This window comes from Bacteroides sp. 44_46, from assembly GCF_001915465.1.
Classification (GTDB): Bacteria; Bacteroidota; Bacteroidia; order Bacteroidales; family Bacteroidaceae; genus Bacteroides; species Bacteroides clarus.
Genome location: NZ_MNQO01000020.1, coordinates 16,870 through 29,548, shown reverse-complemented (window position 1 = coordinate 29,548; position 12,679 = coordinate 16,870). Strand labels below are relative to the sequence as shown.

Annotated in this window: 12 protein-coding genes; 7 read left to right on the top strand and 5 right to left on the bottom strand. The window is 49.5% G+C overall.

The genetic code is table 11. The features are described from left to right. The first annotated feature begins 9 nt into the window (after positions 1 to 9). The 6 genes from BHV73_RS12600 (at position 10) to nhaA (ending at position 6,141) form a co-directional block, all read left to right on the top strand. The gene (locus BHV73_RS12600; protein ID WP_009121144.1) at positions 10 to 774 is read left to right on the top strand and encodes an exodeoxyribonuclease III; all 765 of its coding nucleotides are present in this window, start codon (positions 10 to 12) and stop codon (positions 772 to 774) included. 6 nt (positions 775 to 780) lie between these two features. After that, positions 781 to 1,239 carry a C-GCAxxG-C-C family protein gene (locus BHV73_RS12595; RefSeq protein ID WP_009121143.1) on the top strand — a complete coding sequence of 153 codons (459 nt, stop codon included), beginning with the start codon at positions 781 to 783 and terminating at the stop codon, positions 1,237 to 1,239. Between the two features lie 158 nt (positions 1,240 to 1,397). Beyond that, positions 1,398 to 1,598: a winged helix-turn-helix domain-containing protein gene (locus tag BHV73_RS12590; protein WP_009121142.1), complete on the top strand. Its 201-nt coding sequence runs from the start codon at positions 1,398 to 1,400 to the stop codon at positions 1,596 to 1,598. Between the two features lie 112 nt (positions 1,599 to 1,710). Beyond that, positions 1,711 to 3,495, top strand: coding sequence for a translation elongation factor 4 (lepA, locus tag BHV73_RS12585; RefSeq protein ID WP_022218169.1), 1,785 nt, complete (start codon positions 1,711 to 1,713; stop codon positions 3,493 to 3,495). A gap of 80 nt (positions 3,496 to 3,575) precedes the next feature. Beyond that, positions 3,576 to 4,763, top strand: coding sequence for a cation:proton antiporter (locus tag BHV73_RS12580; RefSeq protein WP_286738476.1), 1,188 nt, complete (start codon positions 3,576 to 3,578; stop codon positions 4,761 to 4,763). A 55-nt stretch (positions 4,764 to 4,818) separates the two neighbouring features. Then, the gene (gene nhaA / locus BHV73_RS12575) at positions 4,819 to 6,141 is read left to right on the top strand and encodes a Na+/H+ antiporter NhaA (RefSeq protein WP_286738474.1); all 1,323 of its coding nucleotides are present in this window, start codon (positions 4,819 to 4,821) and stop codon (positions 6,139 to 6,141) included. Between the two features lie 51 nt (positions 6,142 to 6,192). Here nhaA and BHV73_RS12570 read toward each other — a convergent pair whose 3' ends face one another. The 5 genes from BHV73_RS12570 to BHV73_RS12550 all read right to left on the bottom strand — a co-directional run bounded on the left by BHV73_RS12570 (position 6,193) and on the right by BHV73_RS12550 (position 11,287). Then, the gene (locus BHV73_RS12570; protein WP_087411863.1) at positions 6,193 to 7,512 is read right to left on the bottom strand and encodes a nucleobase:cation symporter-2 family protein; all 1,320 of its coding nucleotides are present in this window, start codon (positions 7,510 to 7,512) and stop codon (positions 6,193 to 6,195) included. Positions 7,513 to 7,521: 9 nt separating this feature from the next. Continuing rightward, positions 7,522 to 8,088: a xanthine phosphoribosyltransferase gene (gene xpt / locus BHV73_RS12565; RefSeq protein ID WP_009121137.1), complete on the bottom strand. Its 567-nt coding sequence runs from the start codon at positions 8,086 to 8,088 to the stop codon at positions 7,522 to 7,524. Positions 8,089 to 8,113: 25 nt separating this feature from the next. After that, complete coding sequence (locus BHV73_RS12560; protein WP_087411865.1) at positions 8,114 to 9,562, bottom strand: DNA recombination protein RmuC; 1,449 nt, start codon at positions 9,560 to 9,562, stop codon at positions 8,114 to 8,116. Between the two features lie 194 nt (positions 9,563 to 9,756). Beyond that, positions 9,757 to 10,611 carry a type I methionyl aminopeptidase gene (gene map, locus BHV73_RS12555; protein ID WP_009121135.1) on the bottom strand — a complete coding sequence of 285 codons (855 nt, stop codon included), beginning with the start codon at positions 10,609 to 10,611 and terminating at the stop codon, positions 9,757 to 9,759. A gap of 163 nt (positions 10,612 to 10,774) precedes the next feature. Beyond that, positions 10,775 to 11,287, bottom strand: coding sequence for an outer membrane beta-barrel protein (locus BHV73_RS12550; RefSeq protein WP_022218173.1), 513 nt, complete (start codon positions 11,285 to 11,287; stop codon positions 10,775 to 10,777). A gap of 245 nt (positions 11,288 to 11,532) precedes the next feature. Between BHV73_RS12550 and araJ the strand changes: the two genes are divergently transcribed. Then, entirely contained in the window at positions 11,533 to 12,675 is a 1,143-nt protein-coding gene (gene araJ, locus BHV73_RS12545) for an MFS transporter AraJ (RefSeq protein ID WP_087411866.1), read from the top strand. Positions 12,676 to 12,679: the final 4 nt, after the last annotated feature.

Here is a 12,679-nt window from a genome sequence, read left to right as displayed (position 1 = left end):
CATACAGACATGAAGATTATAACCTACAACGTGAATGGTTTGCGCGCTGCCGTAACCAAAGGTTTTCCCGAATGGCTGGCAAATGAACAACCGGATGTGCTGTGTCTGCAGGAAACCAAATTGCAGCCGGAGCAGTATCCGGCGGAAGCGTTGGATGCATCGGGATACAAGCATTACCTGTATTCCGCCCGAAAGAAAGGGTATAGCGGAGTAGCCATTCTGACGAAACGCGAACCGGATCATGTGGAATATGGTATGGGTATTGAAGAGTACGATAATGAAGGCCGTTTTATCCGCGCCGATTACGGCGACCTGTCCATTGTGAGTGTTTATCATCCTTCGGGAACAAGCGGCGATGAGCGCCAGGCTTTTAAAATGGTATGGTTGGAAAAGTTTCAGCAATATGTGGTAGAGTTGCAGCGCACCCGTCCGAAGCTGATTCTTTGCGGAGATTATAATATCTGTCATGAAGCGATAGACATTCACGACCCTGTCCGCAATGCTACAAACAGCGGTTTCCTGCCGGAAGAAAGAGAGTGGATGACCCGTTTTCTGAATGCGGGCTTCATAGATACTTTCCGTCTGTTGCATCCTGACAAGCAGGAATATACTTGGTGGAGTTACCGTTTCAATTCGCGGGCGAAGAACAAAGGCTGGCGTATAGATTATTGCATGGTGAACGAGCCGGTACGTCCGATGCTGAAAGAAGCGCGCATTCTGAACGATGCGGTACATTCGGACCATTGTCCTATGATGTTGGAAATTGCAGATTAAAAGACGATGATGAAAGACAGAATAGAGAAAGCCGTTGAGCTGTTCAAGAGCGGTTATAACTGTTCGCAATCGGTGGTAGCCGCCTTTGCCGACATGTACGGTTTTACGGAAGAACAGGCTTTGCGCATGTCCGCCTCTTTTGGCGGCGGTATAGGGCGGATGCGTCAGACTTGCGGCGCTGCCTGCGGCATGTTTTTGTTGGCGGGGCTGGAAAAAGGCGCCGTCGACGGTAAAGACCGTGAGGGCAAAGCCGCTAATTATGCGCTGGTGCAGGCACTTGCGGAAGAATTCAAGAAACGTAACGGCTCGATGATTTGCGCCGAGTTGCTGGGACTGAAGAAGCCCGAAGGCTCTTCCGTTCCCGAAGCCCGTACGGAGCAATACTACGCCAAACGTCCTTGCGCGAAAATGGTGGAAGAAGCCGCGACGATATGGGCTGAGTACTTGGAAAAACAGCGGAAATAAGCCGGCAACAGCCGTTTTTTATGACAGATAAGCGAAAAAAAAGAGAGTTAATGTGTTATGTAACATAAAAATAACTATCTTTGCCGCCGAAATAAAATCTGATTATTCCGTTTTGGGAAGCGGATTTTTAAGCATGTCTAACTAAAAACAAAGAGAAAATGTTAAAAGAAAAAGCCGGTGAAACTGCAGGAAAAATTTGGAGCGCACTGAATGAAACTGAAGGTTTAACTGCTAAACAAATCAAGAAAGCTACAAAATTGGTAGATAAGGATTTGTTCTTGGGTCTTGGCTGGTTATTGAGAGAAGACAAAATTTCTACTCAAGAAGTTGAAGGCGAACTGTTTGTAAAGCTGAACTAAGAAAGAGATTAGAATGTTATAAAAAATGCGTTGATACATTTGATATGTTATCAACGCATTTTTTTTTGTCTTCTCCTTTTTGTATCTTTGCGCACCAAAATTTTAGAAACAAATGAAAAAGAATATACGTAACTTTTGTATCATCGCTCATATCGATCACGGTAAATCAACTTTGGCCGACCGTCTGTTGGAGTTCACCAATACTATCCAAGTAACCGAAGGACAGATGCTGGATGATATGGATTTGGAAAAGGAGAGAGGTATCACCATCAAAAGCCATGCTATCCAGATGGAGTATATGTACAAAGGCGAGAAGTATGTTCTGAACCTGATTGACACTCCGGGGCACGTGGACTTTTCCTACGAGGTGTCCCGCTCCATTGCCGCCTGCGAAGGTGCGTTGCTCATTGTGGACGCTTCACAGGGCGTGCAGGCGCAGACCATCTCCAACCTGTATATGGCTATTGAGCATGACTTGGAAATTATTCCGGTTATCAACAAATGCGATATGGCGAGCGCCATGCCCGAAGAGGTAGAGGATGAAATCGTGGAACTGCTCGGTTGCAAGCGTGAAGAGATAATCCGCGCTTCCGGTAAGACGGGAATGGGCGTCGAGGAAATCCTTGCGGCAGTCGTCGAGCGTATTCCTCATCCCGAAGGCGATGAAGAAGCGCCTCTGCAGGCTTTGATATTCGACTCCGTATTCAATTCTTTCCGCGGTATCATCGCTTATTTCAAGATTGTAAACGGTGTGATACGTAAAGGAGACAAAGTGAAATTCTTCAATACGGGCAAGGAGTACGATGCGGATGAAATCGGTGTGCTGAAGATGGATATGGTTGCCCGTCAGGAATTGCGTACGGGCGACGTAGGCTATATTATCTCGGGTATCAAGACTTCCAAAGAGGTAAAGGTGGGCGATACGATTACGCACATAGCCCGTCCGTGCAAGGAAGCGATTGCCGGTTTCGAGGAAGTGAAGCCGATGGTATTTGCCGGTGTATATCCCATTGAGGCGGAAGACTTTGAGGACTTGCGCTCATCATTGGAGAAGTTGCAGTTGAATGACGCTTCGCTGACTTTCCAGCCCGAATCTTCATTGGCGCTGGGCTTCGGTTTCCGTTGCGGATTCCTGGGATTGCTTCACATGGAGATTGTACAGGAACGTCTGGACCGCGAATTCGATATGAATGTGATTACCACCGTGCCGAACGTATCTTATAATATCTACGATAAGCAAGGGCACATGACCGAGGTGCACAACCCCGGCAGCATGCCCGATCCCACTTTGATAGACCGCATTGAAGAACCCTATATCCGTGCGTCCGTGATTACCACCACGGACTATATCGGCCCTATCATGACACTCTGTCTGGGCAAGCGCGGCGAACTGGTGAAGCAGGAATATATCTCCGGTAACCGTGTGGAGATATACTATGATATGCCGTTGGGCGAAATCGTTATCGACTTTTACGACAAGCTGAAAAGTATTTCCAAGGGATATGCCTCTTTCGACTATCATGCGAACGGTTTCCGTCCGTCCAAACTGGTGAAGCTGGATATCCTTCTGAACGGCGAACCGGTGGATGCCCTCTCTACCTTGACGCACTTTGACAATGCGTACGAGCTGGGACGCCGTATGTGCGAGAAGCTGAAAGACCTGATTCCGAGACAGCAGTTTGACATTGCCATTCAGGCGGCTATCGGCGCCAAGATTATTTCCCGCGAAACAATCAAGGCAGTCCGTAAGGACGTTACGGCCAAGTGTTATGGCGGTGATGTGAGCCGTAAGCGTAAATTGCTTGAAAAGCAGAAGCGGGGTAAGAAAAGAATGAAACAGATTGGTAATGTGGAAGTGCCGCAGAAAGCGTTCTTGGCTGTGCTGAAATTGGATTAGTTGCTAAACAATTCATATGACACAGGGGTTGTTCTCTTTCCGTAGGGCTATCTTGACAACCCCTTTTAAATTTAAACCGAATGAGAAAAGTTCTATCGTTTTCGGCCTTCCTGATGGCAGGCCTGCTCGTTTCCCAATATCTCCCTGTGTGGGCGGGCGGAAACTATAATGCGGTAAAGGCCGTATCGAATGTATTGCTCTATGTCTGCTTGAGTTTTATAATGATTAATGTGGGACGTGAGTTTGAAGTCGATAAATCACGTTGGCAGACATACGCGAAAGATTATGGCGTTGCAATGGCTACCGCCGCCATGCCTTGGTTCCTGATTGCTATTTATTATGTTTTTGTCCTGCTTCCGCCCGAATACTGGAATAGTTGGGAAGCGTGGAAAGAGAATCTCCTGTTGAGCCGTTTTGCGGCTCCCACTTCCGCCGGTATTTTGTTTACCATGCTGGCCGCCATCGGCTTAAAGACAAGCTGGGTTTACAAGAAAATTCAAGTGCTGGCTATCTTTGATGATTTGGATACCATCCTTCTGATGATTCCGCTTCAGATTATGATGATCGGCCTGCGCTGGCAGCTTCTGGTGATTGTTTTCATTGTATTTCTTTTGCTCTCTTTCGGTTGGAAACAACTGGGAAAATACGACTGGCGGCAGGATTGGAAAGCCATTCTGGTATATTCGGCCGTAGTGTTTGCGTGTACGCAGGCTGTATATCTCATCAGCAAGCATTTGTATGGTGAGGCAGGCAGTATTCATATAGAGGTGCTGCTGCCCGCTTTCGTCTTGGGAATGGTGATGAAGCACAAGGAGCATGACACACCGGCGGAACGTAAAGTTTCCACGGGGATTTCTTTCCTCTTTATGTTTCTGGTTGGAATGAGCATGCCCCGGTTTCTGGGTGTGGACTTTGCGGAGGCGTCGTTGGGACAGCACTCGGTTACGGGTTCGCAGGAGATGATGTCGTGGGGAATGATTATGCTTCATGTACTGATAGTGTCGTTATTGTCTAATATCGGTAAGCTGTTTCCGGTATTCTTTTACAAAGACCGTAAGTTCAGCGAGCGTCTGGCGCTCTCTATCGGTATGTTTACCCGCGGTGAAGTAGGGGCGGGGGTAATCTTTATCGCTCTTGGATATAGTTTGGGCGGCCCGGCATTGATAATTTCCGTATTAACCATAGTGCTTAATTTAATTTTAACGGGTATCTTTGTTCTGTGGGTAAAGAAGCTGGCGTTGTTGAGTTATGGAAGTGTGACGGAATGAAATGTCGGCTACACTTCCTTTTCCGAAGAAAGATGAAACCTTCAATCAAATACTTATGATTATTCTACGTACCGTGAAAAACATTTCGTCGCTGAACATAGTGGCGAGTATTCTTTTATTTCTCACCGCTATCCTGGCTGCCGTCGTGGCCAATTCGTCTTTATCGCCGATATACCAGGACTTTCTGCTTCAGGAACTTCATTTGCGCATCGGGAATTTCAATCTGCTCTCTCACGGCGGGCATCCGTTGAAGATGATAGAATTCATAAACGACTGCCTGATGACTGTTTTCTTTCTGGCAGTGGGGTTGGAGATAAAGCGTGAATTGCTGGTAGGCGAACTGTCTTCCGTCCGAAAGGCGGTTTTGCCTTTTATCGCGGCATGCGGCGGTATGCTGGTTCCGGTGGTCATCTACTCGCTTCTGGTGGTTTCCGGTACTCCCGAAACGCGCGGCATGGCTATTCCTATGGCTACGGACATCGCTTTTTCTTTGGGAGTGCTCAGCTTGCTGGGTAAGCGTGTGCCGTTGAGCCTGAAGGTATTTTTGACAGCGTTCGCTGTGGTGGACGATATTGGCGGGATATTGGTTATCGCACTGTTTTATAGCGTTGACGTGGCATACGGGTATTTGATAGTGGCGGCTGTTCTGTATGTATTCCTCTACTATATGGGCAAGTTTGGGGTGACGCAGAAGATATTCTTTCTGTTCTTCGGTATAATAATCTGGTATTTGTTCCTGCAATCGGGCATACATAGTACAATCTCGGGCGTGATACTGGCGTTTGTGATACCGGCGCGTCCCCGTTTGGACGCGGGTAAATATATCAAGCGCATCCGTGACGTCATAGGGGAGTTTCCGGTTTCCAAATCAGATAATATCGTGCTGACCAATGCGCAGATTGCTACGCTGAAGCAGGTGGAGCAGGCGTCCGATTATGTTATCAGTCCATTGCAGTCGTTGGAAGACAATCTGCATGGAGCTGTAAACTTCGTGATTCTGCCGTTGTTTGCCTTTGCCAATGCGGGTGTGGTGTTCAGCGGTAGCGGCAGTATCGTGGGAGATGTGAGCGTGGCTGTGGCCGCAGGGTTGCTGTCAGGCAAATTCCTGGGGATATATCTGTTTACGTGGCTGGCGATAAAGAGCGGTTTGGCCTTGATGCCTGCGGGTATGAACTGGAAGAATATAGCCGGTGTTTCCTTGTTGGGCGGTATCGGCTTTACCGTATCTTTGTTCATCGCCAATCTTTCCTTTGCGGGCGAATATCCGGAATTGCTGAATCAGGCGAAGTTCGGTGTGCTTGTAGGGACGGTGCTTGCCGGGGTATTGGGATATGCGGTGCTGAATACGGTGCTGCCGAAAACCACGAAAACAAAGTAGCTTATTTCAGGAAGATATGCTTCGGAAAGAGCGGGTTCCCGCTCCCGGACTTTACTCCTTGATATGAATCAGCATATTTGCCAGAATTGCCGTAACTCCCCCCGTCGTGATGCCGGATGAGAAGATATTCCGTAGCGTTTCCGGCAATTGGCACAGTATCTCGGGAACCAGTTCCACGCTCAAGCCGAGGGAGAAACTGACGGCCATGACAAGAGTAGCCTTTCGGTTGATTTCTTGCGCCGCGATGATGCGGATACCGGCTGCGGCTACCGTACCGAACATCAGCAGCGTAGCGCCGCCCAATACCGGTTCGGGCATCAGCGAAAATACCAGTCCCACGGCGGGAAACAGGCCGAGCAGTACAAGAAAGGCCGCAATGTAATATCCCACATACCGGCTGGCAACTCCTGTCAGTTGTATCATCCCGTTGTTTTGCGCAAAAACGGAGTTCGGGAAAGAATTGAGCGCACCCGCCAGCATGGAGTTGAAGCCGTCGGCGAGGATGCCGCCCGAAGCGCGTTTCACGAATGTTTCTCCTTCTACCGGTTCGCCGGAGATAAGGGAATTGGCCGTAATGTCGCCATACGCCTCAATGGCGGTAATCATAAAAATCAGTCCCAACGCGATAATGGTGGATAAGTCGAAAGCCAGCCCGTAGCGGAAAGGCATCGGCAGATTGAAACCGCCGTAGCTTTGTATCGAGGAGAAATCTACAACCCCCATGCACCACGCCACGATGTAGCCTATCACTAATCCGATGACAATGGAGCTCATGCGCAGGTACCGGTTGGAACTCCGGTTGAAGGCGATGATAAGCAACAGAACCAATGCGGCAAGCCCCACATGGCGGAAACTGCCGAAGCTGCCGTCGGCCTGTGCGATGGCTCCGCCGCCGCAGGCGGTAATTCCCACTTTTATCAGGCTCATGCCGATAAGGGTAACTACAATGCCGGATATCAGCGGCGTAATAATCTTCTTGGTGTACTTCAGCACCCGGCTTATCAGCATCTCCACGCTCGAAGCCGCCATACAGGAACCGAAAATCAGCGGAAGCCCACCCGCCATGCCGGCGGAAATGATGGGGCCGATGAACGAGAAGCTGGTTCCCTGAATACACAGCAGCCCGGTGCCTAACCCGCCGAACCTGCGGCATTGGATAAATGTGGATATGCCGGATGCAAACAGCGCCATGGAAACCAGGTAACCGGTTGTTTCTGTATCGAGCTTCAGCGCTCCCGCAATGATGAGCGGCGGGGTGATGATGGCTACGAATATGGCCAGCAGATGTTGCAACGCGGCAAAGAAGGCTTCCTTGAAGGGCGGCTTGTCGTTCAAGCCGTAAATCAGTCCGTTTTCCTGTTGTTTTTCCATTGCTCCGGGTTATCTGATTTTGATTTCGCAGTTGTCGAGGCTTTCGATGATGGCCAGAGATTCTACATGGATACCTTGGCTGCGCAGCTCGTCGCCTCCGTGCTGAAAGGCTTTCTCTATGATGAATCCCATGCCTACCAGCTCCGCGCCGGCTTGCTTCACCAAGTCCATAATGCCTTTGGCGGCGTTTCCGTTGGCGAGGAAATCATCGATGAAAAGCACCTGGTCGCCGGGAGTGAGGAAATCTTTGCTGACGCATACGTCGTACGAACGTTGTTTGGTGAATGAGTATACGGAAGTAATCAGCATATTGTCCATGGTGCTCGGCTTCTTTTTCTTGGCGAACACTACGGGAAGTTCCAGCAGATAGCCTACCATAATGGCGGGGGCGATGCCGCTGGCCTCGACGGTGATAATCTTGTTGATATTGGTAGAAGCGAAGCGTCTGACGAACTCCACGCCGATGGATTTCATCAGAATCGGGTCCATTTGATGATTGATGAAGTTATCTACTTTCAATATACCTCCCGGATAGCATTTTCCGTCTTTCAGAATACGGTCTTTTAAAATTCTCATAATATAACAGGTCTTGTCTTTAGATTTATTCTTTGTCTTCTTGTTCTGTTTCTTCTTGCGCCTCTTCTCTGGGCAGCAGTCTTGCCGAGATGCGTTTCTTCGGAGTAAGGCTCATGTCTTTCAGCATTTCCGCTTGGCGGACTACGCTGCCGTTGCCTTCGGACAGTTGGTTGAGCGCTTTGTCATAGTCTTTTTGCAGGCTTGTCATGCGGTCGCCGAGGGTGAGGAAAGTGTCGGTGAAACCTACAATCTTTTCGTATAAGGCCGTGCCGCGCTTGATGATGGCCTGCACGTTTTTCACTTGGTTTTCCCGCTTCCACAGGTCGAGCGAGAGACGCAGGGCGCTGATGAGGTTCGTGGGGCTCATCAGTACGACTTTCTTGTTGTAGGCGTACTCCCAAAGGTTGGCGTCGCTTTGTATGGCCAGCAGGTAAGCGCCCTCTGTGGGGATAAACATCATGACGAAATCCGGTGACTTGATGTCGTAGTGCGAATAGTCTTTCCGGCTGAGCTCGTCGATGTGGTTGCGGACGGACTGCAGATGCGCTTTGAGCCAGCGCGCCTGTTCTTCGCGGTCTTCGGCGGATGTATAGACGGCGTAGGCGGTGAGGGAGACTTTGGAGTCTATTATCATCTCGCGCTCATCGGGGTACTTGATGAGGATGTCGGGTTGCATCTTTTGGCCGCTTTCTTCGCTGACAATCACTTCGCCGCGTTCGTCTTTCAGGAACTCCTGACGGAAATAGTGCTCGCCTTCAATCAGGCCGGACGCCTGCAACAGACGTTCCAGAATCATTTCACCCCAGTTGCCTTGCATCTTGGAATCGCCTTTCAAGGCGCGTGTCAGGTTGTTGGCGTCTTCACTGAGGCGGTTGTTAAGTTCCACCAGTTCCTTGATGCGTTCTCCCAGAGAGAAGCGTTCTTTGGCTTCGGTACTGTATACTTGCTCCACCTTTTCCTTGAAGTCTTTTATCTTCTCGTCCAGCGGGCGCAGAAGATTGCCCAGATGCTCGGCGTTCAGCTTGGTGAAATCTTCCGTCTTGCTTTGGAAGATGCGGTTTGAAAGGTTCTCAAACTCGGTGTTCATACGCTTGTGCAAGGCTTCGGCTTCTTCTTTCTGTTCGGCGAGGCGTTGTTCCCATTGCCGTTGCTGCTGGGTGATGCGTTCGCCAAAGGAACGTTCCTGCTCGGCGAGGCGTTCGTTGAAGCCGCGTGCCTGTTCGGAAATGCGTTCGGCAAACAGCCGTTCTTGTGTGCTAAGGCGTTCCGCTGCTTGGCGGCCGGCTTCCTGCAAGCGTTCTTCGGCAACGGAGCGCTCGCGGGCGATACGCTCTTCGGCAGTGCGGTTCAGTAACGCTTCACGCGCTTCGGCGGCCTCTACTTGTGTTTTTAGGGCGGCGGCTTTTCTGCCGGCCATCAGATAGCCGATGACGGCTCCTGCGATAATTCCAACGAGTAATAGTATGATATTCATAATTGCGTATGGGGAAATAAAGTTTCAATGGGCTGAACATTCGGTATCAAAGGGTGGTATCCGCCGTACCAACGGTTGGTACCGATAATACCAGCGGTTGGTACAAGCAATACCAAAGCGTGGTACGAGGAATACCAACGGTTGGTACGGAGAGTACCACACCGGGGAATGTCTTGCAGCCTGCGGGCTTATGCCTATTGCGTCAGTATCTCGTTTCCGTTTTCGGTAATGAGAATCATGCTTTCCCATTGGGCGGAAGGCAGACCGTCGTCGGTGCATACTGTCCAGCCGTCGGCTTCGTCGATGAAGACCTCGTATGTGCCCATGTTAATCATCGGCTCGATGGTGAACGTCATGCCCGGTACTATCAGCATGCCCGTACCGCGCTTGCCGAAGTGCTCTACGTCCGGTTCTTCGTGGAACTTGATGCCTACGCCATGCCCGCAAAGGTCGCGCACTACGCTGTAACCGTTCTTCTCGGCATGCTCCTGGATGGCAGCTCCCACATCGCCCAATCGAGCCCAGGGCTGTGCGGCCTGTATGCCGATGTCACGGCACTCTTTGGTCACCTGCACCAGACGTTGCATCTCGGGACGGACGTCGCCAATCATGTACATGCGCGATGCGTCGGAGAAATATCCTTTATATATGGTGGATACATCCACGTTTACAATATCTCCGCTGCGCAGGAACTCTTTAGTGCTGGGGATGCCATGACACACCACATCGTTGATGCTGACGCATACGCTCTTGGGAAAGCCCTCGTACAGGAAAGGGGCGGGGATGGCATCGTGGTCGGTCGTGAAACAGTATACCAGATGGTCTATCTCTGCCGTAGACATTCCCTCACGGATATTCTCAGAGATGTAATCGAGCAATGCGGTGTTTATCTTTGCGCTTTCGCGTATGCCGGCCAGTTGCTCTTCCGTGCGCAGCAAGTGGCGTGACGGCAGTTTATATCCTTCTCTTTTATAATGTTGAATCTTGGCTTCTACTTCGTCGGAATAGTTTTTAGGAGCAAACCGGACTCCTTTTACGGACTTCTTCATTATTGCATATTTTATAAACGATGCGCAAAAATACGAATAATTTAAGTGTGAGTATTTATAATGTTTGAATAATTAGAAACTAATCCGTACTTATTCTATGAGAACAATAAAAAAGGGATGCTTCGGAAAGCATCCCTTTTGCGTACACATCGGTTTGTATTGATTAGAATTCGTAGTGGAAACCGAATGAGAGGTCTTCGCTTTTGAGGTTGAAACCGTAACCGCTGCCGGCGTTCATATAGTCGTCCCTGTAACCCAGGAAACCGCATTTGGCAAGTACGCTGAACTTGTCGTTCAGCTTGATGGCGATACCCGGTTTGAAACCGATTTCAAAACCGTTTACGGCATCGGCGCCTTTCACCTTTTGAGTGGAGAAGCCCAGACCGCCATCGATGAACAGGCGGACAACCTTGTTTTCATAATAAGAGTAACGTGCGTATGGAGCAAGGCCGAAAGCATTGTATTTTCCTTCGTCCAGTTTGCTGTGCGAGAATGTCAATATACCGCCGACAGCCCATTTTTCATTCAGGTTGTATCCTACTTCCGGATTCAGCGTGAAAGTCGTTGCGTCGACATCGTCGTTGTGCCATAAAGATACTGTTCCGCCAACATACACTTGTGCTTTTGCTGATAAAGCAGCCATTGCGACAAATAATAAGATTACAAACTTTTTCATTTTCTTCTTACCTTTTAGTTATACAAATTGTTATTGAACCGTGAATAAGAATATATCCGAACTCCGACCGGCAGAATGGTTGAAGTTCTTGTTGACATGTTCTTTATTCGGGGTGCAAAAGTATAGGTTACATTCGTATGAGACAAATTTTTAGTTACTTTTTTATAAAATAAAGAATCGGGAACGGTACAATGCATTACTTTTGCAGCGGTAAAAAGTTTGTTTTACAGGTTGTATTTTTTCAAATGAAGAAGAGTCTTATTGCGTTAGCGTTCGGCACCTTAGGATTGGGTATCGCCGAATTTACGATGATGGGCATTTTGCCCTATGTTGCCGCTGATTTGAATATCAGTATTCCCGTTGCGGGACATTTTATTTCCGCCTATGCGCTGGGCGTATGCGCCGGTGCTCCCATGTTGATTTTGGCGCGTAAACGTCCGTTGAAGCATATCCTGCTGGCATTGATGGCTTTGATGCTGGTAGGAAATCTGGGGGCTGCGGTGGCTCCCGATTATTGGTTGTTGCTGGCGGCGCGTTTCATTTCGGGCTTGCCGCATGGGGCATACTTCGGAGTTGCTTCCATTGTGGCGGGTAAGCTGGCTGACGAGGGTAGAAGTTCCGAAGCCGTATCCATTATGATAGCGGGTATGACGGTCGCCAATCTGTTTGGCGTTCCGCTGGGCACTTCCTTGAGCCACATGCTCTCGTGGCGCGTTACATTCTTGCTGGTGGGTTGCTGGGGCTTGATAGTTCTTTATTATATATGGCGCTGGGTGCCTGTGGTAGAGGGACTGAAAGATACCGGATTCAAGGGACAATTCCGTTTCCTGAAGACACCCGCTCCCTGGTTGATATTGGGGGCGACGGCTTTGGGCAATGGCGGTGTGTTTTGCTGGTATAGCTATATCACGCCGTTGCTGACGAACGTTTCGGGTTTCAGCCCCGAGAGTGTGACGGCGTTAATGGTTCTGGCGGGATTTGGTATGGTGGTCGGCAATCTGGTGAGCGGACGGCTTTCCGATAAATATACTCCGGGCAAGGTTGGCATGGTGGTGCAGGGCATGATTTGCATTGTGCTGTTGATGCTGTTTTTCCTGTCGCCCAATCCGTGGTGCTCCGCCATATTGATGGCTCTTTGTACGGCGGGGCTGTTTGCGGTGTCGAGCCCCGAACAGGTATTGATTATCCGCGTAGCTCCCGGCGGGGAAATGCTGGGCGGCGCCTGTGTGCAAATGGCATTCAATCTGGGCAATGCCATCGGAGCATACGTAGGTGGCCTGGCTCTTAGTGGCGGATACCGTTATCCGGCTTTGGCAGGCGTGCCTTTTGCGCTGACAGGTTTCATCTTATTCGTTATCTTCTATAAGAAATTTCAGTCTAAATATTAAGCAT